General features: G+C 46.9%; 22 protein-coding genes, 2 tRNA genes and 1 pseudogene. 11 read left to right on the forward strand and 14 right to left on the reverse strand.

The genetic code is table 11. The annotated features are described in order from the left end of the window. Positions 1–167 precede the first annotated feature (167 nt). Both Q1V85_RS09780 and Q1V85_RS09785 read left to right on the forward strand, forming a co-directional pair. On the forward strand, positions 168–1,391 hold the full coding sequence (locus Q1V85_RS09780) for a glycoside hydrolase family 27 protein (RefSeq protein ID WP_300599359.1): 1,224 nt from the start codon (positions 168–170) through the stop codon (positions 1,389–1,391). A gap of 83 nt (positions 1,392–1,474) precedes the next feature. Further along, complete coding sequence (locus Q1V85_RS09785) at positions 1,475–2,152, forward strand: YggS family pyridoxal phosphate-dependent enzyme (protein ID WP_300599361.1); 678 nt, start codon at positions 1,475–1,477, stop codon at positions 2,150–2,152. A gap of 86 nt (positions 2,153–2,238) precedes the next feature. On the opposite strand, the gene Q1V85_RS09790 is transcribed toward Q1V85_RS09785, so the two are convergent. Continuing rightward, entirely contained in the window at positions 2,239–2,943 is a 705-nt protein-coding gene (locus tag Q1V85_RS09790) for a DUF2490 domain-containing protein (RefSeq protein WP_300599362.1), read from the reverse strand. Between the two features lie 92 nt (positions 2,944–3,035). Between Q1V85_RS09790 and Q1V85_RS09795 the strand changes: the two genes are divergently transcribed. Then, entirely contained in the window at positions 3,036–3,968 is a 933-nt protein-coding gene (locus Q1V85_RS09795; RefSeq protein ID WP_300599364.1) for an endonuclease/exonuclease/phosphatase, read from the forward strand. Between the two features lie 195 nt (positions 3,969–4,163). Continuing rightward, positions 4,164–4,610: a DoxX family protein gene (locus tag Q1V85_RS09800; protein WP_300599366.1), complete on the forward strand. Its 447-nt coding sequence runs from the start codon at positions 4,164–4,166 to the stop codon at positions 4,608–4,610. A gap of 66 nt (positions 4,611–4,676) precedes the next feature. On the opposite strand, the gene Q1V85_RS09805 is transcribed toward Q1V85_RS09800, so the two are convergent. The 6 genes from Q1V85_RS09805 to Q1V85_RS09830 form a co-directional block, all read right to left on the reverse strand. Beyond that, entirely contained in the window at positions 4,677–5,387 is a 711-nt protein-coding gene (locus Q1V85_RS09805; protein ID WP_300599367.1) for a hypothetical protein, read from the reverse strand. A gap of 92 nt (positions 5,388–5,479) precedes the next feature. Continuing rightward, positions 5,480–6,559 carry an AAA family ATPase gene (locus Q1V85_RS09810; protein WP_300599369.1) on the reverse strand — a complete coding sequence of 360 codons (1,080 nt, stop codon included), beginning with the start codon at positions 6,557–6,559 and terminating at the stop codon, positions 5,480–5,482. Positions 6,560–6,636: 77 nt separating this feature from the next. After that, the gene (locus tag Q1V85_RS09815; protein WP_300599371.1) at positions 6,637–7,119 is read right to left on the reverse strand and encodes a ribonuclease H-like YkuK family protein; all 483 of its coding nucleotides are present in this window, start codon (positions 7,117–7,119) and stop codon (positions 6,637–6,639) included. Between the two features lie 42 nt (positions 7,120–7,161). Next, positions 7,162–7,232 (reverse strand) — tRNA-Trp (locus Q1V85_RS09820). 102 nt (positions 7,233–7,334) lie between these two features. Then, positions 7,335–7,407: transfer RNA gene (locus tag Q1V85_RS09825), tRNA-Arg, on the reverse strand. Between the two features lie 250 nt (positions 7,408–7,657). Then, the gene (locus tag Q1V85_RS09830; protein ID WP_300599372.1) at positions 7,658–7,792 is read right to left on the reverse strand and encodes a hypothetical protein; all 135 of its coding nucleotides are present in this window, start codon (positions 7,790–7,792) and stop codon (positions 7,658–7,660) included. Between the two features lie 684 nt (positions 7,793–8,476). On the opposite strand from Q1V85_RS09830, the gene Q1V85_RS09835 reads away from it, so the two are divergent. Further along, positions 8,477–8,905: a GNAT family N-acetyltransferase gene (locus Q1V85_RS09835; RefSeq protein ID WP_300599374.1), complete on the forward strand. Its 429-nt coding sequence runs from the start codon at positions 8,477–8,479 to the stop codon at positions 8,903–8,905. A 22-nt stretch (positions 8,906–8,927) separates the two neighbouring features. On the opposite strand, the gene Q1V85_RS09840 is transcribed toward Q1V85_RS09835, so the two are convergent. The 7 genes from Q1V85_RS09840 to Q1V85_RS09870 form a co-directional block, all read right to left on the reverse strand. Continuing rightward, on the reverse strand, positions 8,928–9,536 hold the full coding sequence (locus tag Q1V85_RS09840; RefSeq protein WP_300599376.1) for a tRNA-(ms[2]io[6]A)-hydroxylase: 609 nt from the start codon (positions 9,534–9,536) through the stop codon (positions 8,928–8,930). 216 nt (positions 9,537–9,752) lie between these two features. After that, the gene (locus tag Q1V85_RS09845) at positions 9,753–11,321 is read right to left on the reverse strand and encodes a RagB/SusD family nutrient uptake outer membrane protein (RefSeq protein ID WP_300599377.1); all 1,569 of its coding nucleotides are present in this window, start codon (positions 11,319–11,321) and stop codon (positions 9,753–9,755) included. 18 nt (positions 11,322–11,339) lie between these two features. After that, the gene (locus tag Q1V85_RS09850; RefSeq protein ID WP_300599378.1) at positions 11,340–14,324 is read right to left on the reverse strand and encodes a SusC/RagA family TonB-linked outer membrane protein; all 2,985 of its coding nucleotides are present in this window, start codon (positions 14,322–14,324) and stop codon (positions 11,340–11,342) included. Between the two features lie 328 nt (positions 14,325–14,652). Further along, the gene (locus tag Q1V85_RS09855) at positions 14,653–15,066 is read right to left on the reverse strand and encodes a DUF6157 family protein (protein WP_300599380.1); all 414 of its coding nucleotides are present in this window, start codon (positions 15,064–15,066) and stop codon (positions 14,653–14,655) included. A gap of 66 nt (positions 15,067–15,132) precedes the next feature. After that, the gene (locus Q1V85_RS09860; RefSeq protein WP_300599382.1) at positions 15,133–15,522 is read right to left on the reverse strand and encodes a DUF1801 domain-containing protein; all 390 of its coding nucleotides are present in this window, start codon (positions 15,520–15,522) and stop codon (positions 15,133–15,135) included. Between the two features lie 35 nt (positions 15,523–15,557). Continuing rightward, complete coding sequence (locus Q1V85_RS09865) at positions 15,558–15,893, reverse strand: YciI family protein (protein ID WP_300599383.1); 336 nt, start codon at positions 15,891–15,893, stop codon at positions 15,558–15,560. A 145-nt stretch (positions 15,894–16,038) separates the two neighbouring features. Beyond that, on the reverse strand, positions 16,039–16,710 hold the full coding sequence (locus Q1V85_RS09870; protein ID WP_300599385.1) for a response regulator transcription factor: 672 nt from the start codon (positions 16,708–16,710) through the stop codon (positions 16,039–16,041). Positions 16,711–17,461: 751 nt separating this feature from the next. On the opposite strand from Q1V85_RS09870, the gene Q1V85_RS09875 reads away from it, so the two are divergent. From Q1V85_RS09875 to Q1V85_RS09900, 6 genes and pseudogenes are all read left to right on the forward strand, one after another. Further along, the gene (locus tag Q1V85_RS09875; RefSeq protein WP_300599387.1) at positions 17,462–18,001 is read left to right on the forward strand and encodes a helix-turn-helix transcriptional regulator; all 540 of its coding nucleotides are present in this window, start codon (positions 17,462–17,464) and stop codon (positions 17,999–18,001) included. Positions 18,002–18,112: 111 nt separating this feature from the next. After that, complete coding sequence (locus Q1V85_RS09880) at positions 18,113–18,526, forward strand: hypothetical protein (RefSeq protein ID WP_300599390.1); 414 nt, start codon at positions 18,113–18,115, stop codon at positions 18,524–18,526. A 93-nt stretch (positions 18,527–18,619) separates the two neighbouring features. Further along, positions 18,620–19,243 carry a hypothetical protein gene (locus tag Q1V85_RS09885; RefSeq protein WP_300599391.1) on the forward strand — a complete coding sequence of 208 codons (624 nt, stop codon included), beginning with the start codon at positions 18,620–18,622 and terminating at the stop codon, positions 19,241–19,243. A gap of 410 nt (positions 19,244–19,653) precedes the next feature. After that, the gene (locus Q1V85_RS09890) at positions 19,654–20,085 is read left to right on the forward strand and encodes a phage holin family protein (protein ID WP_300599393.1); all 432 of its coding nucleotides are present in this window, start codon (positions 19,654–19,656) and stop codon (positions 20,083–20,085) included. A 251-nt stretch (positions 20,086–20,336) separates the two neighbouring features. Continuing rightward, positions 20,337–20,897, forward strand: coding sequence for an N-acetylmuramidase family protein (locus Q1V85_RS09895; protein WP_300599395.1), 561 nt, complete (start codon positions 20,337–20,339; stop codon positions 20,895–20,897). Positions 20,898–21,326: 429 nt separating this feature from the next. Next, positions 21,327–21,538: pseudogene (locus Q1V85_RS09900) on the forward strand (IS982 family transposase); the annotation flags it as partial.

Here is a 21,538-nt window from a genome sequence, read left to right on the forward strand (position 1 = left end):
GCATCAAAAGGATTTAACGTGAAACCTGGAACAAGCGTTCAGTATTCAGCTGAACGTTTATGAAATTGGGACCGGCATCAAACTGGAGCATACCCAAGCATCCTTAGAACGATAAGCTGCGTAGTAGTTAATTATTGATTTTTTAGTTCGCTTTTAAACGGATATCAATGAAAAAACAATTCCTCCTTTTATTAGCAGTGTGGATCATTATTTCAGGCGTTTATGCGCAACCCGGGAACTCCGTACAGGGACATCAGACTCCTATGATGGGATGGGCCAGCTGGAATCATTTTCGCGTGCATATCAATGAACGGATCATCCGGGCGCAAACGGATGCGCTGGTGGCCAGCGGCATGCAGGCGGCGGGGTACAGTTTTATCAATATCGATGATGGTTTTTACGGAGGCCGGGATGGAGCTGGTACGATTAAAAGTCACCCTGTGCGTTTTCCCGGCGGGATGGGCGCACTGGCAGCCTACATTCACTCAAAAGGATTAAAGGCGGGTACGTATAGCGATGCCGGTATCAATACCTGCGGTTCCTATTGGGATAAAGATTCCATTGGCATCGGGATGGGCCTTTATGGTCATGAGCGGCAGGACCTGGAGCTGATGCTGAATAAATGGGGATTTGATTTTATAAAAGTAGACTGGTGCGGTGGCGAGTGGCTGGGACTGGATGAACAAACCCGTTATACGGAGATCGGGCAGTTGATCAACGCCATAAAGCCCGGTGCACTGTATAATGTTTGCCGCTGGAAATTCCCCGGTAAGTGGGTGGTAAATGTGGCCAATTCCTGGCGGGTATCCGGAGATATACGGGAACAATTTGATGCGATTGCAAAGATCATTGATCTGAACGCGGAGCTGTGGCCGTATTGCGGGCCGGGCCATGTTAATGATATGGATATGCTGCAGGTAGGCCGGGGGATGAGCTATGAAGAGGATAAAGCCCACTTTTCGATGTGGTGTATGCTCAACTCGCCCCTGCTGGCCGGTAATGATCTTACAAAGATGTCGGCAGAAACCCTCCGGATCCTTACCAATAAAGATATGATCGCTATTAACCAGGATCCGCTGGTATACCAGGCACGCCGGCTGCGGGACGATGGCGACCAGGAGGTGTGGGCCCGTCCCTTGAAACATACCATGAGCGGTGAAATAGCGGTGGCATTGTTTAACCGGGCGAAAACAGGCGCAACCATAAAATTTAGTCCCGATTCACTGAGCATCGATGCCGGAAAAGGATATACCATGCGGGATGTATGGAACAGGAAAGACTATACCCGGTCAATAGATAAAGAACAATCATTTGAAGTACCGGCACATGGAGTGGTTATATTGCGCATAAAAGGGACCTCTCTGCCGTATAACGTATTTCAGTACAAATAAGGTCTGAATGTTGCAGCTTGTGATTTGATATGGGCTATTTGATATTTGGTATTTAAGATTTAGAATTTGATTACTTTTACCCCATGTCGGTAAATGAACAGAATTATAAGGTGGTCCTGGAAAAAACAAAGATGACAGGAGCCCGGCTGGTTGCCGTTTCCAAGTTGAAACCGGTAAGCGATATACAAGCCCTTTACGACCTGGGTCAGCGGGATTTTGGTGAAAATTATGTGCAGGAGCTGGTAGAAAAACAGCCACAGCTGCCGGAAGATATCCGCTGGCATTTTATCGGGCATCTGCAATCCAATAAGGTAAAATACATTGCACCGTTTGTGCACCTGATCCACGGAGTCGATAGTGAGAAATTATTGATAGAGATCGATAAACAGGCGCGGAAAAATAACCGGGTTATTAACTGCCTTTTACAGGTGCATGTGGCGGAGGAAGAAACGAAATTTGGTTTCGATGGAGCTGAAGTTACTGCTTTGATCGACCGGATCAGCTCCGGTGCATTGGTGCTATCTAATATTGCCATAAAGGGGCTGATGGCCATGGCAAGCTTTACGGAGGATACCGATAAGCTGAAGCAGGAGTTCACCGCAATGAAGACACTTTTTGAAAGGAGCACAAAACCAAAAACATCAAACCTGAAACTTGAAACATTATCCATGGGGATGAGCGGCGACTACGAGCTGGCGCTGGATTACGGAAGTACCATGATACGGGTGGGAAGCCTGTTGTTTGGTGCAAGGGGGTATTAGCCACGAAGCCTCAAAGGCCCGAAGATGCATGAAGAGAAGATGTAAAAATCTTCGTGTTCCTTAGTGTATTAGTGGCCCTATGTCTTCTAAAACCGCGTATATACTACTACCTGTATTACACTGTTCATCGTATTGCTGGCAGCGCCCTTTACCGCCTGGTTCAGGTATCCCGCTTCAATGTCAAATTTGGGAGATGCGCGGTATCCTAAGGCAATATAGGCGCGGTTCTGATCAAAGAAAGAACCATTTAGTTGGTCGTTATTTTGCAGGTTAAAAAACAGCTCATTCTGTATTGCAACAAATGGTCCTTTTTTAAACCCGTTTTCTGTCCGGGCCAGGGGTTGCACATCGCGGAAAAAATACCGCAGCCGTTGCGAAAAAATATCACGGTCCTGTCTGCCAATGAACCGTTGTTCCAGCCGGAAACGATGACTGAGGGTGCCGGTAAACACGGGGTGACTAACGGTGTACTGTTCCCAGATGCGGTGTTCGGTCAGCGTGCGGCCATCAGCCACACCTGGTGCCGGAAACGTGGGGGTATACAGGTATCCCACCGTGGCCGTTTGGTTAGGTGTTATATAATAGTTGATCCCCGGCCGCAGCAGTATATTGCGGATGCCGTTCCAGTTATCATAGGTACGTGCCTGGATATCGAAATACAAGCCCCATTTTTTGTTGAGTTTGGTATTATTGAACCAGGCGGCCCAACCGGTTTGCTCATACCGGGTCTGACAATATACCGCTGCCGGTACCGTAGAAAAAAGCAGAAAAAGGAGTATTCTGGCAATCATAGTTATCCATACTGGTTTAAAAATAAAAGGGATTTTTTCTAAAACAGGAAACCATAAAAATTGTTTAAATTTGATGGTAGAAATAATAACTTATGAAACACCTGTTACCTGCACTGCTGCTGCTGGCCGCTTGTTGGGCCTGCTCAAAAGAGCATCCTCAAAACCCGGGAGGCACCGGGGATACCGCATATTTAAAAAACTATTACAAAGCGCTTACCATCGTAAACTGGAATATCGAGTGGTTCGGTGCTGCCCGGTTTGGAGGCGATGCCGGCATCCAGGAGTCGAATGCTGGTAAGATTCTGCGTTATCTGGATGCAGATATGTACGGGATCTGCGAGGTAGTGGACACAGCCCGTTTCGGACGGATGATCCGGAACTATTTGGGAAATGAATTCAGCTACCTGATCAGTCCTTACCCAAGGATCGATCAGAAGCTGGCATTTGTATACAATAAGCATATCTTCCGGAATGTGCGGGCAAGACCCTTCATGAGCCAGAGCGCAACGGCTGCTGTCCGTTTTGCCTCCGGGCGGTTTCCGTTTTTACTGAGTGCAGACATGGTTATAAACGGGAAAAGGCACGCGGTACATTTTATATTGTTGCATGCCAAGGCAGATGCAGATACGGCCTCTTATAACCGGCGCAAAGAAGGGAGCGTGGAGCTCAAGGATAGTCTGGATCTTTATTTTAAGGGAAAGGATTGTATGGTGTTTGGTGATTTTAACGACCAGCTGAACGGCAGTATCGTTGCCGGTCGTGTTTCGCCCTATAAGAATTTTTTGGATGATGGCGGGCGGTACCGGGCCCTTACCCAGCCTTTAAATACAACGGGCTATCAGTCCACGCTTTCCTTTTCCAATTCCGTTATTGATCAGCAGCTCGTTTCCGGTAAGCTGCGCTATTGGTATCAAGACCAGTCGGCCAGTATCAGAACCGATGTTACGAAAGTGGTACCGGATTACCTGCAGCGAACTACTTCAGATCATTACCCTGTAACATCTGCGTATACTGTAACGGATTGAACAAATCCGTAGAAGAACTGCAGGAGGGACGCGGCAAAACCGGCAGCAGTTTTTTGACCGGGAGCCAGGGCTGCGCCGGTCTTTTGCCTGAAGTGATTGATTGACTTTAACTTAAATTTTCATGGATAGTGTATAGATGTTGTAACTTTGTACTGGTTCTTTGTTTATCAATCGTTCACCTTAAAATACAGCGCTATGACACTGATTCAACGTATTGAGTTCTGGGGTGAAAGGCATCACCCCGCCTGGATGGATATTGTCCGCATCGGATTGGGACTTTTCCTGATCGCCAAGGGCGTACAATTTGTCAATAACTACAATGTACTGATGGGGTTGATGCCCGACTGGATGTCGTTCAGTTCATTTATGACCATTCTTGTAGGACATTATATTGTAGGAGCGCATATTCTGGGTGGTGTGCTCATTACATTAGGATTGCTTACAAGAGCGGCCTGCCTGATGCAGATTCCTATCCTGCTGGGCGCGGTGTTCTTTGCCGGACAGTCTGGTAATGTGCTGCATCCTTTCTCCAACCTCTTACTGGCCCTTGTTGTATTGTTATTGCTGGTCTATTTTTTGATTGCCAGTAACGGCCCCTGGTCGTTGGATGCCATCCATGCGGGAGAGGAGGAGCGTAAGTAAATGAGATTGAACAGGAAAGGGTTCCTTTAATAAAGACCTTCAACAAGCCTTAAAGGTGGAGTATACCTAATCAATGACACATTCGCTTACCCTGGCATCTATTTCTCCGGTTACCAGATCGAGTTCGCTAGAAGTGCAATAAGTTGTATTGTCAAAGAAATTGTCGTGATAATTAAGTGCCAGGTGGCCTTTGCTGTTAATGCTGCACCAACATCCGCAGAGTTTATTGAGGTTTAGTTTTTTCCGTATTTTTTCTTTTGCAGTATTGTAGTCATATTTTAACGTTGTGTTACCCGACAATTGTATAAGTCTATTTCCCATTGTGTTCCCGTTAATACCTGAGAGTTGTATGATCTGATCTTTGGTAAGGTCAGCATCTACAGGAAGGCCACTCTTGTAAAATGGTGATTGCTCATTGTTGATCCGGATAATAATCTGACTATAGAGATTAGCGGATGCCCATTCAGAATGGTATTCAATACCGACATTCAAGTAGGTAGTGTTATTGTAAACAAATGTATCTTTTTGAAACACGTTAATGTGCTCATTGAAAAATGTTTCTGTTAAATTGTTTTGTTGCAGGAACATAGTTTTCCAAACCGGGTAATATGTATCAACCTGTGGTGCTTCACTTATATACTCGGTTCTTTCTATTTTATTTAGGGATTCATCGCTGCAGTTCACCGTCCGGTATTTGAATTCATGGTTCTTATTACAGGTCCAAAAGAGGCCTGCAACAAACAGAAAGGCAAGTGGGAGTAATAACTGGCTTCTCATAAAACGTTTTTTTTCAAAACGCAGCTGAAGAGCGAAACGCAACAACCCTGTAAGAAAGGATGTTGTAAATGGGAAATACTCCCGGCTGCTTTTCAGACCTCAGTTTTCAGCCCCGCCAGCTGAAAACCGATCGGCGCGGGCCTTGTGCGTTTGCCGGATACCGGTTCAGCATTACAGATCTCCGCCAGGGTGCAGGGTTCGGTAATGTTTTGCGCACATCCCAGATGGCCTGCCAGGGCTTTTGCTTTCTCCACGCCTAATTTTCCGAATTCGTATTGGGCAATCAGCCGGCCTTCCCGTAACAATGCCTCATCAATCAGTGTCAATGCGCTGTTGAAGGTGCAGATCAGCTGTATGTTTAAAAAATCGGCCAGTAATCCATCGGATATATTTAACAGGTTCGATACGGATGAGCCGGAACTGTAACGGCGGTCCATAATGATGTTTTCCGCATCCTCAATAATCAATACCGTATCCGGGTTGTTGATCAGCAGCTGGATAAAGTCAGGACTGGTTAAGTTGCCGGCAATGGAAGGAGAGAGGAAGAGCACCCGCTTCCGGATCTTTCCAACCAGGTAGCGGAGGTAGGAAGTTTTCCCGGTACCGGGTAACCCGTGTAGCAACACGATACCTTTATCCTTTTTCCGGTTCAGGCGCTGCCGGATGCGGGCATCTACCGCCTTGAAATCTGCTTCATAAAAAAGATCCAGGTTGAGTTTGTTCTTCTTTATTTCCATAGATCGCAACAGCAGCCGGCTCCCGTCGCGTACGATGAGGTTGATCTCCAACGGCTCCTTTTTTTTCTTTTCCTGGAATTGCTGCAGCAAGGCTACAATGGCTGCTGTTAATGAAGCCTGATGACCATCGTGCAGGATCTCGCACCAGCATTCATCCAATTCTATAATACATCCGTTTTCTAAAAGAAAGATGGCCGTTTCGTATTGGAATTTTTTATGCTTCCGTTTGAACCACTGGTGTTGAAAAATATGCCGGGTATGATCCGCTAATAATTGCTTTAACGGTACAAATGCTTTGCCGCCATCCAGCTGACCGATAAACAGCGTGCTGGGCAATTTTCCAAACTCATGCAGATACAGCACTTTTGCATTGATGAATGAACTTCCGAATAGTTCATTCGTATTGATGACTCTTTGTATGGGTTCCTGTTCCATTTTTTTTTGGTTAAACTTTATGACCTCACAAGACCGGAGGTCATAAAGTGGTTGGTGTAGGTGTTTGGGCAACGGCCTTATTGTACGATTTTATTGGCGCAGCTGGAGCTTGCAAATGCAAAAGGTTTTGCCCTGCAGATCCAGCCCATCCCGGAAACATAGCCCATGGCGGCGCTGAATGCGGCGTTACTTTTGTATGCAGGCGAACGGTTAATGTCGATATGTACTTCCGGGATGATACCATGCTTTTCAAGGACGGTATTCAGCTGCAAGCCTAACTGAACGGTTTTGTCCACTTCCATTAACACCCGCTCCCGGATGCTTATTTGCCGACGAAGCATCGTCTTTTGAAGAAACAGAAAAGCACCCTTCCCTTTCCGTACAAAGACGATCACCGTTGCAAATTCAATTACAGTGCCCTTTACCTGGCTGTCCGTACCCAAACATACCTGTATGGTATTGCCGGCATTCCATTCAGCCAGTAACGCGTTGTTCACTGCTTCAGCAATCGGTTCGTTTAAGGACGCACCTCCGAACCGCTGCCACTGCTGTTGTTCCATTGTTGTTGATTTTATTTGTCAATCTGTTTTTTTTGTTTTTAGCACGGGCTACAGGAATCGAACCTGTGTCGACAATTTTGGAGATCATCATAATACCATTATACCAAACCCATATGTTTGCGGTGCCCAAATCCTGATAGCTATCGGGATACCCTGAACTCCCGGTGTAAAAGACAGGCACTCTGAAATCCTTTTGAGTTACAAACCAATTTTTGTTGGCTTAGCAGGATTCGAACCTGCATCTCCTCATTCGTAGTGAGGTGTTCTGTTCCATTGAACTATAAACCAGTATCTGAAATCGTACGGCTTTCAGATTTGAACTGAAAACGATCACCCGCTACTTACCTTTCAGAAAGAAAGGGGAATGACCATGTTACCCTTACACCAAGCCGTATTGATTGACCCCGGTCCTGATCGGTATCGGGAGCACCCTGTTGTCCACAGTCACAATGTGGTGTTTTACCTGTTAAACCAGGGCCAACATAAACACCCTACTGCATCTCGCGGGTGTGTTTTCTCCTTTCCTGCAAGGAATAAGTTATCGTAATCGTACAGAAGCCGGATCATCGATCTTTGGTGTAGCCGGATCCGCTGTTGTGCCGGTTGTTTTTTTGCTGCCGGCGATTTTTTCTACAATAAATACCAGCAGTATGATGATAAAAATGATGTTCATGATACACCTCCTTTTCTGTAATAAAAAACCCGGCCTTCAAGGACCGGGTTTGTTACATCATCATGTTTTCTTTATACATGATGCCCTGTAAAAAACTCCGGTTCCCGTTTTTCCGATTTACGAATACGCCGATGCATAGCTCCGCCATTAGACCGGCTGGAGACGGTTATCATCATTGTAAATTGAGGGAATAGGGTTGTTCGATTCATTTATTCCATATAAATAAAAACCCCGCAATCTCTTGCGGGGCCTGAATTTTATTAAAAAATTATTTTTAACTTTCTACAGCAAATGCCCCGCAACGCGTATTCAGTCCTATCGGGCTGAACCACGCTTTTGTTTCAATATGTAAATTCCTGCGTTGCATTTTAATTTTTTTTATTTGCGTATGCAAAGGTGTAAATCCTTTTTTATATAGCAAAATTTTTTCTGATATTTTTTTTAAGAAAGGCAAAAACGGGATGTTGCGTTATGGCCGGCTGTAATGTGCGGACCTTGATTTGCAAGGATGCTGTATGTTCTTTTCTTTCTTTTTTTCTGCCGGAGTTATGCGCTGCATAGATGATATAATCATTGTTTAACCGGAGCCTGAACAATGACACTTGCAATAAATAGAAGTGTGTTTATACCAGCTGCTGATGTATTATCCGGATGCTTTATTTTTGAAATAAATAAAAATGCTTCATGATCACTGTAACACAAATCAACATGCAGGACCCTCTTTATAAACAGGAACAGGATCTGCGGAACCGTATTTTGTTACGGCCCATCGGCTTGCCGGATCATGGTTGGGAAATGGATGATCATAAGGCCTGGCACTTTGTGGCTGTTGAAGGAAGTAAAGTAATCGGATGCGTGATCCTGGTACCGTTTGAAGAAGGTTATGCCCAATTAAAGCAGATGGCGGTTGAAACCATTTGTCAGTCCAAAGGGATCGGCCGGTTATTGATCACAGCATTGCTTAGGTTTGCAAAAGAGCAGGGGCTGGCGGAGGTTGTTTGTCATGCACAAGACAGGGCCATTCCCTTTTATATAAAAAATGGTTTTGAAATTTATGATGCACCCTTTGTGGAAGTGGGCGTGCCGCACCATCACATGCGGATCAGGCTGTAAGGACATCCATCCTTGATATGTATTAGTGAATCCGGTCTCCGCGCAACTCCATTTCCTGCATGATCACGGCTTCATGTGCCAGCCATTCCGCCCAGCGTTTCCGCACCTTTTCTTTTGGAAGATAGGTTTCAGCCAACTCGATAAAGAGGGTATAATGCCCGGCTTCACTTTCCATAAAGCGGCGGTAAAATTTGCTCATATAGGTATCGTTCAATCCTTCGCTCAACCGTTTGAACCGTTCACAGCTCCGGGCTTCGATCATGGCCATGGTCAATAATTTGTCGAGAAAGAATTCGTCCGGACTGCCGCCTTTTGCCTGGAATTGCAATAATGCATTTACATATGCATCCTTTCGTTGGCGACCCAACTTTAGACCTCTTTTTTCAAGCTCCTGTAATACCAGACGGAAATGCCCCCATTCTTCAGTAACAATAGGCGCCAGTGATTTTACCAGTTGCTCTTTATCACTGTAACGCTGAATGAGGGAGATACAGCTGGTAGCCGCCTTCTGCTCACAATAAGCATGATCGGTTAAAATTGCTTCCAACGAAATCTCTGCAAGGTTTACCCAACGGGGATCGGTGGGCAATTGTAAACCTAAAATGTTTTTTGTGTCCTGTGAAAGTTCCATATGCGGCGAAATTAAAGAAATTATATGCAGATCGGGCGTGTTAATGTACCCCGCTTTGCAAGTAACCTTCCTGTTTTTTTTACGTATAAAGCCCCGTGTATGTGCGGGATCTTATTGCACTTTAATACGACCGTATTTGGGGCGTTGTTGTGAAGATCGCTGGTATAAAAAAAGTCCCCGGAGGGACTTTTTTAAAAGAAGCATCACCAGGGGCGATCAATAGCCCGGGTTTTGTTTTAAATTAGGGTTTACCGCAAGCTGTTGGCTGGGGAAAGGAAATAACAATGTTTTGGGGTCAGGATCTGCGGGTTTTTCCTGCCACGGCTGAAGAAATTTGCCAAAACGGATCAGGTCCTGCCGGCGCCAGCCTTCCCAGTATAGTTCTCTTGCCCGTTCGTCGAGTATATCGTCTAACGTTAGCGGAAGCAGTGCCAGCGATACGCCCCTGTTGGCCCGGATGGTATTAACCAGCGCGAGGGCCTGTGTTGCGGATCCTTTTCCTCCGCGCAGCATGGCTTCTGCCTGCATTAACAGCGCATCAGCATACCGGAACATCACCCAGTCATTATTTTTTTGACCCACACTTTTATAATCATATGCATACTTCATTACCCGGATCCCTGCTGTTTCAAGGGTAGCTCCGGAGGTTCTGATGGTAACTTCGCGGGTAAATATTAATGGTGCTCCGGCCGGGTTACGGGCATTAAGCGGCACATTGGTTCTCCAGTCATACTGTTGCCCTGCAAAGAAACCTACGTTTTGGCGGTGATAGGTGCTCTTTGCCCGGTTGGATGTGGTATCTGCCGGGTAATCATAGTAAATGCCCCTGCGCTCATCTGAAGCGTTAAACTTATCATAGTAATCAGATAAGGTGCACCAGCCGTTATTTCCGCCCGGCCACATATTGTAGTGCATGACCGCTGCCCAGGTATTGGCTACGTTGCCACCTCTTACACCATTGTCGTTGAGCAATGTGTAAATATTTTCGGTAGACACATCATTATTGTTGGGGGCGAAGTTGTCAAAGTATTTCCCCGGGGCGGAAACCGTATAGAGCTTGCTTGCGGTGATAGAGTCGCCCAATTCAACCACTTTATCCATGTCTGCTTTGTCAAACTTCGGAGCCTGCCGGTTTAAAAAAGTGCTTTTATTCAGATAAAGCTTCATTAATAAGAAGCGTGCAGCGTTTTTATTGGCAGTGGCAGCGATCTTGGGTCCAACATCCGGAAGGTCTTTGATGATCGCCGTAAGTTCTGCTGCTACAAAGTCCAGCGCCTCCTGTGTACTCAATGTTTTGGGATCCAGTTTAAAGTTGTGCATGGCTTCTCCATCCCGGTAAGGGAAGGCTCCCCATAGGTCGATTACATCAAATATAGCAAGTGCACGGATAAAACGGGCTTCGGCAGCCTGTTGCGGATTGGGACTGTTTTCCAGCACAACGGCCGCCTGGTAAGCAGCGGTGGTGAGTCCTACAAAGGTATTGTTCATGTACGAGTTATCTGCATTCCAGGTATGCAGGTGAATGGCGCGGTGGGTACCGTTATCATCCCAGTCGCCGCCCCGGGTAGGAGCCATGGCGGCATCGGTCGAAAACTCCTGTAGCGCCCAACGGTTGCCTTGTATATAAGGCCCGTACATTGAAGTATACGCAGCTGTAAGCAATAAGGCAGGATCTTTTTTTGCTGTTTGATCCAACTCACTTCTGAGCTGCTCATCGAGTTTGGTACATTGCGGCAACAGGAAGCTACTTAAAATGAGGATCAATAAAATATTCAATCTTTTCATATGTTTGATCTTTTTTATTTATAAAGAAAAATTAACACCCAGCAGGAAAGAACGTGCCGGAGGGTAAGGCAGGTATTCGATTCCCAAGGAGGGAACGCCGTTTACAGCACCATCGGTATTTACCTCGGGATCGAACCCGCGGTATTTGGTAAACACCAGCAGGTTTTGACCGGTGAGCGAAATACTCAGGTTTCGAATGGTGGAGCCGATGTTGCCGATATTATACCTTAATGTGGCATTGGATAGCTTCAGGTAGTTGCCTTTTTCCAGGTACCTGTTTGAGGGTGCTGCAGAATTGGAAGTAGATTCCTTTATTGATTTGTTAAACAGATCGCTCGAAATGTTTCGGGTGGGAAGATTGTTCATGCCCAAAACGGTAGCCAGCGTATTGTTGAACAGGTAATGTCCAAACGCTCCGTTCATATTCACGCTGGCGCTGAATTTTTTGTAAGTAAACAGGGTTGAAAGGCCCAGCAGTTTTGTAGGGTTGGGGCTGCCCAGGTAAAATTTATTTATGGCCGGGTCTACATTTGATGCAGCGGTACCGTTAAGCGATTCATACATGCTCATACCTGTTGAGGGATCGATACCGGCAAATTTTGCAAGGTACCAAACATTCAGCGGCTGGTTATTCACCATCCTTTGTCCTAAAACACCGGAAAAACCCTGTCCTCTTAAAGCGCCGGTTTCATAGTACCCGGGCAATCCTGTTACATTGTTCTTTAGAAACGTAGCGTTTACACCCAGGTTCCAGGTAATAGTACTATTGCGAACCAGGTCGCCTGAAAGCGCCAGCTCGATACCTTTGTTTTCTACTTCACCATCAAGATTTACCCAAATGCGACCGGCAGGGGCCATTCCTGCAAGTGTGCGCTCAAACAGGGCATCCTTTGTTTTTTTATCAAAAACATCTACCGATCCGGAAACCCGGTTATCAAAAAGACCAAAGTCGATACCGGCATTAAGGGTACTGGAGGTTTCCCATTTCAGATCGGGGTTTTTAAAGTTAACCTGTGTAATGGTTTGAGAAGTGAAGGTAAAGCGGTCGCGGGAGGCCCCGGACGGAAACTCCTGGTTCCCGGTTCTACCCCAGCCGGCTCTTAACTTTAAATTATTGATCGTGGTATTTCCTTTGAGGAAGGCTTCGTTCGACATATTCCAGGCGAGCGCAAGAGCGGGGAACGTACCGTATTTATTATTTGTACCAAATTTTGTAGAGCCATCCCTGCGGCCGGTTATGGTAAGCAGGTATTTGTCTTTATAGTTAAAGGAACCCCGCAGGAAGTAGGATTGTAATTGGTTCGTGGGCGTATGATACGAGTTGATCTCTCTTCCGGATGCGGTTGAATAATTGAGATAATCAAAAAAGTCGAGCCCGATATCCGTGAAGCCCAGTCCGCTGGCGTTATTCCATTTTGTTTCATAATCCAGGAATTCATAACCGGCTACGGCGTTGATGTTCAGATCGGTGGTTACCTGTTTGTTATAGGACAGGGTATGCGTCATCTGCTGATCGGTTTCCGTGTTGTTATTGATAAAGGCGGCTCCGTTATTGACATTACCGGGATTTAGTAAGCCGGCGTTAAAGCGCCCGTTCCTCCGGCCTATCTGCCGTGTTACACTGTATATGAATTTATATTCCAGGTCATTTGTGATTTTATAGGATGGGGCCACACTGGCAACAATGGTGTTCACGGTGGCCTGGTCTTTATAAGCTTTCAGAATGGCCAGGGGGTTCATAATCGTGGTGCTTACGTACGTTAAGGAATCACCGTTGCCACGCATGGGCCGGGTAGGGTTCCATTGCAAGGCCTGGGAAATCAGGTTTCCTCCTGCGCCAACAGTAACATCAATAGGAGCCAGGTTCTCATCCGTTTGAGTTACCAGTATATTAAAGTCGAGCCCCAGTTTCTTACTTTCAAGCAGTTTAAAGCTGGAAGAAAAGCTGGCCGTATATTTTTTCAGATCTGAGCTTTTCAGAATCCCTTTTTGGTTAAAATATCCGCCGGAAATGCGGTAACGGCCGTTTTCTGTACCGCCGGTAATATCCGCCGAGTAATTTTGGGAAAGCCCGGTACGGGTAATGGCATTAAACGGGTTGATAGATGCCCCAAAATCGGAAGAGGCTGCACTTTCAGGGGTGTAAAATTTAAGCGCATCGCGGAATGCATCAGCGCTTAAAACGGTGGGCCTTTTCAGGATATTTGCGATGCCTGAAGCTGCGTTGACATTGAGTACCGGGGCTCCTGATTTGCCTCTTTTAGTGGTAATAATTACCACTCCGTTTGCACCTCTTGAACCATAAATAGCAGTGGCAGATGCATCCTTCAAAATGTCCATGCTGGCAATATCATTCGGGTTCAGATACGTAAGCGGGTTGCCCTGGTCCGTAGAATAACCGGAAGTACCACCGGGTCTTGCGGAAGTACCCGAAAGCGGAATACCGTCCAGCACAAACAATGGATTGTTACTGGCCCTGATGGAGGAGTTGCCGCGGATGCGCACGGTAGCACTTCCCCCGGGCTGCCCGGTATTATTCAATACCATTACACCAGGTGTTTTGCCCTGGATCAGCTGATCGGGACTGGTAATAACACCTTTGTTAAAGTCCTTGGCGCTGATGGAGGCCACAGATCCTGTGAGATCCTTTTTTCTGGCCGTTCCATAACCAATGACCACTACTTCATTTAAAGACTGATCCGTTGAAGGCTGTAAGCTCACCTGGATGGTGCCCCCGGTGATGGCTACCTCCTGCCGGGTATAACCCACATAGGAAACCTGTAGCGTTTTTGCGTTCGCGGGCACGTTCAAGGAAAAGGTTCCGTCTTCACGGGATATGGTAGCCGTTTGCATACCTTTTACTTCAATAGTAGCTCCTGCCACTGGCTGATTCTTGTCGTCTGTTACCAAACCGGTTACCGCTTTTGTTTGGGCAACCGCAGGGAAAAATGCAAGGAGCAGCGCAAACCCCAGCAGGCTTTGTACAAGCAATTTCATTTTCATACGCATTCTTGTTGATTCGTTAATTTGATTTAGAATTTTGAGACCCTCATGTATTCGTATATATTATGTACAGTGTACACAATTATATTTGTTAAATATATCTAAAAAGAACCGACAAAAAAAATAATGCGGGAAAGATTTTGCGGGTGCCGCTGCACAAAATAACCGCCATGTACCGGCAGGCAGGATTTTCGGGGTATCGTCTTCAAAAAAAACAGAACGAGCGGGTTGCAGGGTATGTAAGCGGGATTGTTCGGGGAAAAAAGGACCGAGGCCGCTGCACACCAGCTGCCTGCCTTATAGCATATGGAGCGGATGCGTTTGGATATTATCTTGATGAGCGCATGGCTTTTACGACCTGGAGCGATTTGTCTTTTGAAAACTGCGCATATTCTTTGGTCTCTACTCCGTAAATGGCAATCTTGCCCTCCGCATTGCTGTGCACGCCCCATCCATACCGCTTTGTAAGCGGGGATGTTCTTAAACAGGGTTGTCCTTTTGAAAAGAATGCGGTACGTGCTGCTTTGTACCCGGCTTTTGTCAGATCATTTTTTTGGGCAAAAACCTCAAAGATCACATCGTCTGATGTGTACCGGTACGGATGTTTGCGGATCATTTCGAACTGGATATTGGCCACGGTAGGCTTATTGCCTTTTACCGGGGGGATTTCGCCGGCGGTGGCAGCACAATCATCGGCTACCTGTATAAAGGCGTTGGTATAGTTGGTGGTATGCTGTTTCATGGATGATTGTTTTGGTAAAGATAAAACCGAAAGCTGACAGCCCTATGTCAGCAGCCAGCGGCGCGGTTACGATTGCTTAAGGTGTGCCCTTCTTTTTTTATACTGTTCCAGCGCTGCCGCCAGGAGTTTTGCGATTCCCGGAGACGTTATTTGATCCTGGTTGTCAATGACTACATAGCGGGTTGTTTTTGCAGTGCCCTGCAGCAGCCCTTCCGGGTCCGGTATTTCCGGGCCCTTATTGAATCCCAGTTTTAATCCTTTTTTGGAAGGAAGGAGCACGCAGACCAGGCCGGCATATCCCGGACCATAACTGTAGGCGATCATTTTTGCCGGTAGATCCAGTTGTTCGCTGATGCCCGGGAGTTGCCGGAGGATCACCTGCCGGAGCAGTGCCGCATGCTGCTGCACCGGTATAGAATAGGAAGCCAGGAAATGCTCAATGGTAGGGGTATTCATGGTGCATCTTTTTATAAACAAAGGAATGATCCCTCTTATTGCTGCTGCAACTCCCGGATTTCTACATAACCCCCAAACTCAAAAATGGGGCAGGACTGCATCATGGCAGCGGCTGCATCCAGGTCGGTTGCGGTAATCATCAGGAAGCCTCCCACAATTTCTGTTCCGTTTTTGTAAATACCCGGTGTTGCCCCGGCCTGCGGATCTTTTAAGATCCGGCCATCGAGGGTGAGCCCGCTGCCGCCGCTGATCTGTTGCTGCCAGCGTTCCATCCAGGCGGCCCAGTTTTGCCGGTGTTTTTTGATGGCGTCTTCTGTGTGTTGTTCCGTTCTTCCGTCGGGTTCCCTGAAGAGGGCGATGAATTTTTTCATTTTTTAAAGGTAAGGAACCGGTACGGGAAATAGCGAACCTGGTGATTGAAATTTCTCCGGGTTTTACGAAATATCGGGTTGTCAATCTGCCCCGGGTGCCTGTAGTGGTATATATACGCCATAGGAGTGATGGGGGATACCGGCTTTATATTTCTCCGTCATCCTCGGGCAGGCAAAGCCCGTTTTTGTAGGTATAGGCCATAAGTTCTGCCACATTTTTTACGTCTGCTTTTGCCAGCAGGGCCGAGCGGTATTTCTCCACGGTTTTGATGCTCATAAATAAAGTGGTGGCTATTTTTTCTGTGGTATATCCCCGGCTGATCAGGCGGAGCATGATCTTTTCCGTATCCGTAAAAAGGGCCGCTGCGGCATGGGTGCGTGCCTGTCGTTTAAGCGTATCGGTAAGGATGGCAGAGGCGCTGTTGCAGTAATAGGTATGCCCTTCCATAACGGCAAGGATACCCGGTATCAGCGAGTTGCCCGCTGCCGCTTTAAACACAAAGCCATTGGCCCCGGCACCCATTATTTCTACAATACGGTCTTCCTCCCCGGCAATGGTATAGGCCAGTATTTTCAGCTGCGGGTATAATAAACGGGCCTGCCGGGTGGCCTGTATGCCGTCGATCACCGGCATATGAATATCCATAATAACTACATCCGGACTTAATACCGGTAATTGTTCCAGCAGTTCCGCACCGGTGAAGGCGGTACCGCAGATGGTAATGGCCGCATAGTCGCTTAATAACAAATGAATGGCCTGCTGGCAGAGCTGGTGATCGTCTGCCGGTAAAACATGAATCATAGCGGAGGTGTCCATAAAAAAATGATTGGTTATTGAAATAAGGAATGATGCATGCATCATTCCTGCTTGCATAAAATGCCTGATTGGATGGCAGCTTTCTAACAGGGCGTGGTGCTGTTCCATCGAAGCAGGTCCCTGGGCGCATGTGCCGGCCACGGAGCGGCGGTATAAACGTGCATCATAGCAGTGGCTTTGGTAAGCGAATTTGCAGGTATCATAGCATTATTTTAGGTTCGGCTGCTCTATAGCGCAGGTTCAATACATAGCTTCATACAAGCAGACCCGGTACCTTTTTTTCCTTTGATTCCTATAAACCGGGTAGCATGGCGTATCATAAAAACTGCATATATCCAATGCCTGCCGGATCTACTTTAAAATAACAATTTTTGCCGGGTATCATCCGTAGGGTTTTCCCTATATTTTCCGGTGCCTTGCCATTTATTACACAAATTATATAATTTTAAAATATAATTTGTATTTTTTTTTATTGCATCTAAACCCGCCGCTATGAACCAGTATTTCTTTATGCGCCAAAACATCACGGTCGGCTGTTGCCAGAACAAAGAACCCCCAGGCTGTACTTCTGGAAGAACGGTATAAATAAGGGAACCGGGAACAGCCCGGTTCAGGTTCGCAACACATAAACCGGCTATGGCCCGAAGGGGAAACCCACGCAAAACCTGTACCGTTTTTTTTGTAGCAATTTTAAACGGGTACAATTTTTTCGCTACAAAGGGCCGGCCATACCCACTAAAATCAATGCATCATGAAACAGATCCGGAAAGCATTTAACCTCAGTCAGCAGGAGCTGGCCCTCCTGCTCAATGTATCGCGCAGCACCATCGCCCATTATGAAAACGGCCTGCGCAGCTTGCCCGCCGGCGCCGCGGAAAAATGGCTGGCGCTGCAACAGCAATGGCAGCAAAGCGCGCAACGGGCAAGCGCACCGCAAACCAGCCGCGAGCGTTTTTTACAGGTACAGCATCAGCAAAGCCTGGACCTGCTCAACATGCATCAGCAAAGGGCTGCGGCCCGTTCTGTAAGTATTACACAGCAGCTAACGGCAATGGAGGAGCAATATGCACGGTTGATCAATAAACTGTATATTTTAAAGCGCCTGGTGCAGGAGGCACCGGCCGGCAGCCGGCGGATGGAGCTGCTGGCCAACCGGCTGCAGCTTACCCTTATTCAGCTATCGGAATGCTGCCCGCAGCGCCGTCAGCTACTGGCCTTTAAACTGCAGGTATTAACCGCGCAGCAAAAGGCCGCCCTGGCCGGTAAGGTTATTGTACAGCAGCAGGGCTAACTGTTAAACCTTTTGGAAAGGGCGGTACCCCGCTTGGAAACGGGGGCTGCAGAAGGGTAGGTTTGCTGTATTGTTCACCTCCGGGTTTCCCGGAATTAAAAATTAAAGCATATGGCAAATTATCCCCTAAGTCAGTTAACGACCGCTGAAGACTGCGATGCCCTCATCAACATTGCAGAAAAAGAGCGCAAAGACATGGAGTGGAAAAAGCTCAACCTCCTGCGGCTGAAAGATCAGTACTCCAATAATGCGTTTGTAAATGCCACTGAGCTCGGTATCCGGAAGAAAGAACTGGAAAACATGGATACCGTTATCGCCACCCTGCCGGACGGTACCTATAAAACCGAGCAGATAAAAAAGCGCACCACGGCCTGGTACAAGGTGTTCCTGTTAGAAAACCGGAAAACCAGCTTTGGCGATGTGGCCGTGATCGAAAAGATCTATGAGCTCAAAAGAATACAGTATGAGTTGGATGAAACAGTTAGCCTGATCAGCGAGTTACAGACCCGCAGAGCGGAACTGTAGCGTGTAAAAACCAGCTGCCCCAACAGCGGGCAGTTGGTTTTTTTACAACCAGGAACGATTCCGTTTTCTTTTTTAACAATTAAAATAAATCATATGAAACAAGATTCAAACAAGCTTCCGTTTACGGCGCAGCAGATCGCCCGCATAGCGGGCTGTTCAGAAGAAATGGTGTTACGTTACAGCGTGGGCGACCGCAGCCTTCCCCAGGAGGTGTTGCTGCAGCTGCAGGAAATACACCAGGTATGGCAACAGATATGTGCCGCGCAAAACGACGCGCCGGATCCATTCCGCAGGGCTTCTGAAAGCCAGGTTGAAGAATTGCGCCGGAAGCTGAACTGGGACATTACCCAGGCGAACCATGATGCCAACAGGGCCCGGTGGGCGCTGGAAAAGAAAGCCACCGATTTTGAGGCGGCGGGTCCCATGTACGCGATGGCCCAGGTGCTTTGCAAAGCAAACAGCACCAACACCCGACGCAACAAGGTACTGGCCGTATTAAATCACAATCTCTGGCGTATTTTAGATACCGGTGGCCCTATACACCAGTTAAAGATCCGGTACCGGCTGGTACTGGCAGGGTACAGGGCCGAGGCTGCCCGGCAGCTGATCCGGGAACTGGAATGGCTGGAAAAAGGCGGGCAAATAACAGGGCAGGAACCCGGCAATACCGGTTATCAAATACCGCCGGGAGGCGAAGATGCCGCGCGGTTAAATTAAGGCAGCACGCTAAACGCCGTTTCATGTTTAAGGTTTCAGGTTGGGTCCGTTTTAACACCTGATGGTTAATGCTGATAGCTGAAAGCTAAAAGCTGAATGCTAAGCGTATGTTCCAGGTTCCAGGTTCAAAGTTTCAGGTTAGATCCGTTTGTTACCTGATGAGCGATGTACAATTCCCTGTTTTTCGTATAAGATGTCAGATCATCGAATCCATACGTGATCATCTGAAAACTGATAGCTGATAACTGAAGACTGATAACACTGATGGCTGATAGCTGAAAGCTAACTGCTAAAGGCTACACGCGGTTTCATGTTTAAAGTTTAACGTTCAACCTCAGATGCCGTTTTTATGCTTGATGTACGATCCATTTCCACATTTCCACATTTCCACATTTTCAAATTTTAATACCATGAAACATTTCATTCAATACTGGCCCAACACGGCGCTGCTCACCGGCTTGCTGGTGGTGGTAGTGCTGGACTTTATTTGTGGCGTAGCCAAGGCCACCCTTACCGGAACCCGCCGCAGTTCACAGGGGTTCCGTAAAACCATTACCAAGTTTTTACAATACGGCGGCTGCATTATTGTGGCCATGGTGATCCTGAATATTGTGTATGATTCCGGCGAGGTGTTCAACAACAGCTTCGTCTGGCTCTTTGGCGATGTAATGCTGTACATCATGATCTATACCGAGGTGGTATCGGTATTTGAGAACATGGAAACCATGGCCCCCCGCAGCGCCTTTGTAAAGATCTTTGTACGCCCTGCCCGGCGCATCATTACATTTCAGCTAAGGCAGCTGTTTAAAGAAGACGAAGAGACGCTGGAAGCTGAAGGCTGAAGGCCGTTCCAGGTTTCATGTTTAAAGTTTCAGTTTAGCTCCGTTTGAAGTTGTATCATCGATCACGAGGTAACCGTGGCTGAAAGCTGAAAGCTAAATGCTAAATGCCGTTCCAGGTTGGATCCGTTTCATGCTTGATGATCTACTGAAAACTGAGCGCTGAAAGCTGATTGCTGAAGGCTGAAAGCTAAAAGCCGGGTATACTATCTCATTTTCACATTTTCACATTCCCACATTTTAAAATAATACTCATGAAACCGATATTAACAGAACAGGATTATCAGGGTGCGGCCCGGCTATTGGGTTGTGCGGTGGCGGCGATTAAGGCCGTGGCGGAGGTAGAATCTGCAGGAACGGGATTCCTTTGCAATGACGAGCCAAAGATCCTTTTTGAACGGCATACCTTTCACCGGCTTACTGCCGGACGGTTTGATGCGCAATACCCGGATATCAGCAACCCGGTAGCCGGCGGATATGGCAACCCCGGCGAACAGCACAAACGCCTGAAAAGGGCAGCGGCACTGGATCACCAGGCCGCCCTGATGGCCACCTCCTGGGGCAAATTCCAGATCCTGGGATTGAATTTTAAGCTGGCAGGCTTTGCCGGCCTCCAGCTGTTTGTAAATGCCATGTATACCAGTGAGCCGGCCCACTTGCTGGCCTTTTGCAATTTCATCCGGAACACCGGCTTACTCGCCGCATTGCGCGCACAAAACTGGCCGGCTTTTGGAAAAGGATATAACGGCCCGCAGTATAAGAAAAACCGCTACGACCTTAAAATGAAGGCGGCTTATGAGCGGTATTCGAAATAGCAGCTTTGCAGCGCATCATTTTGCCAGGAAAAAAAACGGTGTGGGAACAATCGCCTCCCAATCGTAGTTGCCAACGGCGAAAATATGAATGCAGGCGCCAATAGAATGGCAACTGTAATAACAGCCGTAATCATGCACTGGTAATTGACCTTACAACAATCTAAGTCTAGGGGAACGTATCAGGTTTTTATATTTCAGATCGTCGCCGGCTACCGGCCTGCAAGATCTGGATGGTCAATAGGTTTGCTGTGCTATAGAATTTTGCTCTTTTACTGTTTAAATGGGGAGCTTTGTCAGGCTTTCGGGGTACGCATTTATTATTGAAAATATTTTTTTATTTTAAATAACTCAAGTTGCCAGTTATAAAAGAATAAAAAGAGAAAGCATGTTATAATAATTTTGGATTACCACATCTAAAAAACTATAGTCATGCTTTCAGACAGTAAAATTATAGCTCTTTATTGTATTGTAGATGATATTTTAAAGTCATTGCAGCATACCGAGGATTTGCGAGTAAGGGTAAGCGATGCAGAAATTATCACCACGGCATTTGTATCAGCCTTGTATTTTGGAGGCCATCAGGACAACGCCCGCCATTTTATGAAGCTGAAAGGATATGTGCCTGATATGCTGGACAAATC

The organism is Niabella sp. (assembly GCF_030150205.1).
GTDB lineage: Bacteria > Bacteroidota > Bacteroidia > Chitinophagales > Chitinophagaceae > Niabella.

Excerpts from the sequence above, each read along its gene's own strand:
- Q1V85_RS09850 (WP_300599378.1), bottom strand. The coding sequence starts at position 14,324 with ATGAAAATGAAATTGCTTGTACAAAGCCTGCTGGGGTTTGCGCTGCTC.
- Q1V85_RS09810 (WP_300599369.1), bottom strand. The coding sequence starts at position 6,559 with ATGGAACAGGAACCCATACAAAGAGTCATCAATACGAATGAACTATTC.
- Q1V85_RS09835 (WP_300599374.1), top strand. The coding sequence starts at position 8,477 with ATGATCACTGTAACACAAATCAACATGCAGGACCCTCTTTATAAACAG.
- Q1V85_RS09790 (WP_300599362.1), bottom strand. The coding sequence starts at position 2,943 with ATGATTGCCAGAATACTCCTTTTTCTGCTTTTTTCTACGGTACCGGCA.
- Q1V85_RS09780 (WP_300599359.1), top strand. The coding sequence starts at position 168 with ATGAAAAAACAATTCCTCCTTTTATTAGCAGTGTGGATCATTATTTCA.
- Q1V85_RS09860 (WP_300599382.1), bottom strand. The coding sequence starts at position 15,522 with ATGAATACCCCTACCATTGAGCATTTCCTGGCTTCCTATTCTATACCG.
- Q1V85_RS09890 (WP_300599393.1), top strand. The coding sequence starts at position 19,654 with ATGAAACATTTCATTCAATACTGGCCCAACACGGCGCTGCTCACCGGC.
- Q1V85_RS09875 (WP_300599387.1), top strand. The coding sequence starts at position 17,462 with ATGAAACAGATCCGGAAAGCATTTAACCTCAGTCAGCAGGAGCTGGCC.
- Q1V85_RS09795 (WP_300599364.1), top strand. The coding sequence starts at position 3,036 with ATGAAACACCTGTTACCTGCACTGCTGCTGCTGGCCGCTTGTTGGGCC.
- Q1V85_RS09845 (WP_300599377.1), bottom strand. The coding sequence starts at position 11,321 with ATGAAAAGATTGAATATTTTATTGATCCTCATTTTAAGTAGCTTCCTG.
- Q1V85_RS09800 (WP_300599366.1), top strand. The coding sequence starts at position 4,164 with ATGACACTGATTCAACGTATTGAGTTCTGGGGTGAAAGGCATCACCCC.
- Q1V85_RS09880 (WP_300599390.1), top strand. The coding sequence starts at position 18,113 with ATGGCAAATTATCCCCTAAGTCAGTTAACGACCGCTGAAGACTGCGAT.
- Q1V85_RS09895 (WP_300599395.1), top strand. The coding sequence starts at position 20,337 with ATGAAACCGATATTAACAGAACAGGATTATCAGGGTGCGGCCCGGCTA.
- Q1V85_RS09865 (WP_300599383.1), bottom strand. The coding sequence starts at position 15,893 with ATGAAAAAATTCATCGCCCTCTTCAGGGAACCCGACGGAAGAACGGAA.
- Q1V85_RS09855 (WP_300599380.1), bottom strand. The coding sequence starts at position 15,066 with ATGAAACAGCATACCACCAACTATACCAACGCCTTTATACAGGTAGCC.
- Q1V85_RS09785 (WP_300599361.1), top strand. The coding sequence starts at position 1,475 with ATGTCGGTAAATGAACAGAATTATAAGGTGGTCCTGGAAAAAACAAAG.
- Q1V85_RS09885 (WP_300599391.1), top strand. The coding sequence starts at position 18,620 with ATGAAACAAGATTCAAACAAGCTTCCGTTTACGGCGCAGCAGATCGCC.
- Q1V85_RS09815 (WP_300599371.1), bottom strand. The coding sequence starts at position 7,119 with ATGGAACAACAGCAGTGGCAGCGGTTCGGAGGTGCGTCCTTAAACGAA.
- Q1V85_RS09805 (WP_300599367.1), bottom strand. The coding sequence starts at position 5,387 with ATGAGAAGCCAGTTATTACTCCCACTTGCCTTTCTGTTTGTTGCAGGC.
- Q1V85_RS09840 (WP_300599376.1), bottom strand. The coding sequence starts at position 9,536 with ATGGAACTTTCACAGGACACAAAAAACATTTTAGGTTTACAATTGCCC.
- Q1V85_RS09870 (WP_300599385.1), bottom strand. The coding sequence starts at position 16,710 with ATGGACACCTCCGCTATGATTCATGTTTTACCGGCAGACGATCACCAG.
- Q1V85_RS09830 (WP_300599372.1), bottom strand. The coding sequence starts at position 7,792 with ATGAACATCATTTTTATCATCATACTGCTGGTATTTATTGTAGAAAAA.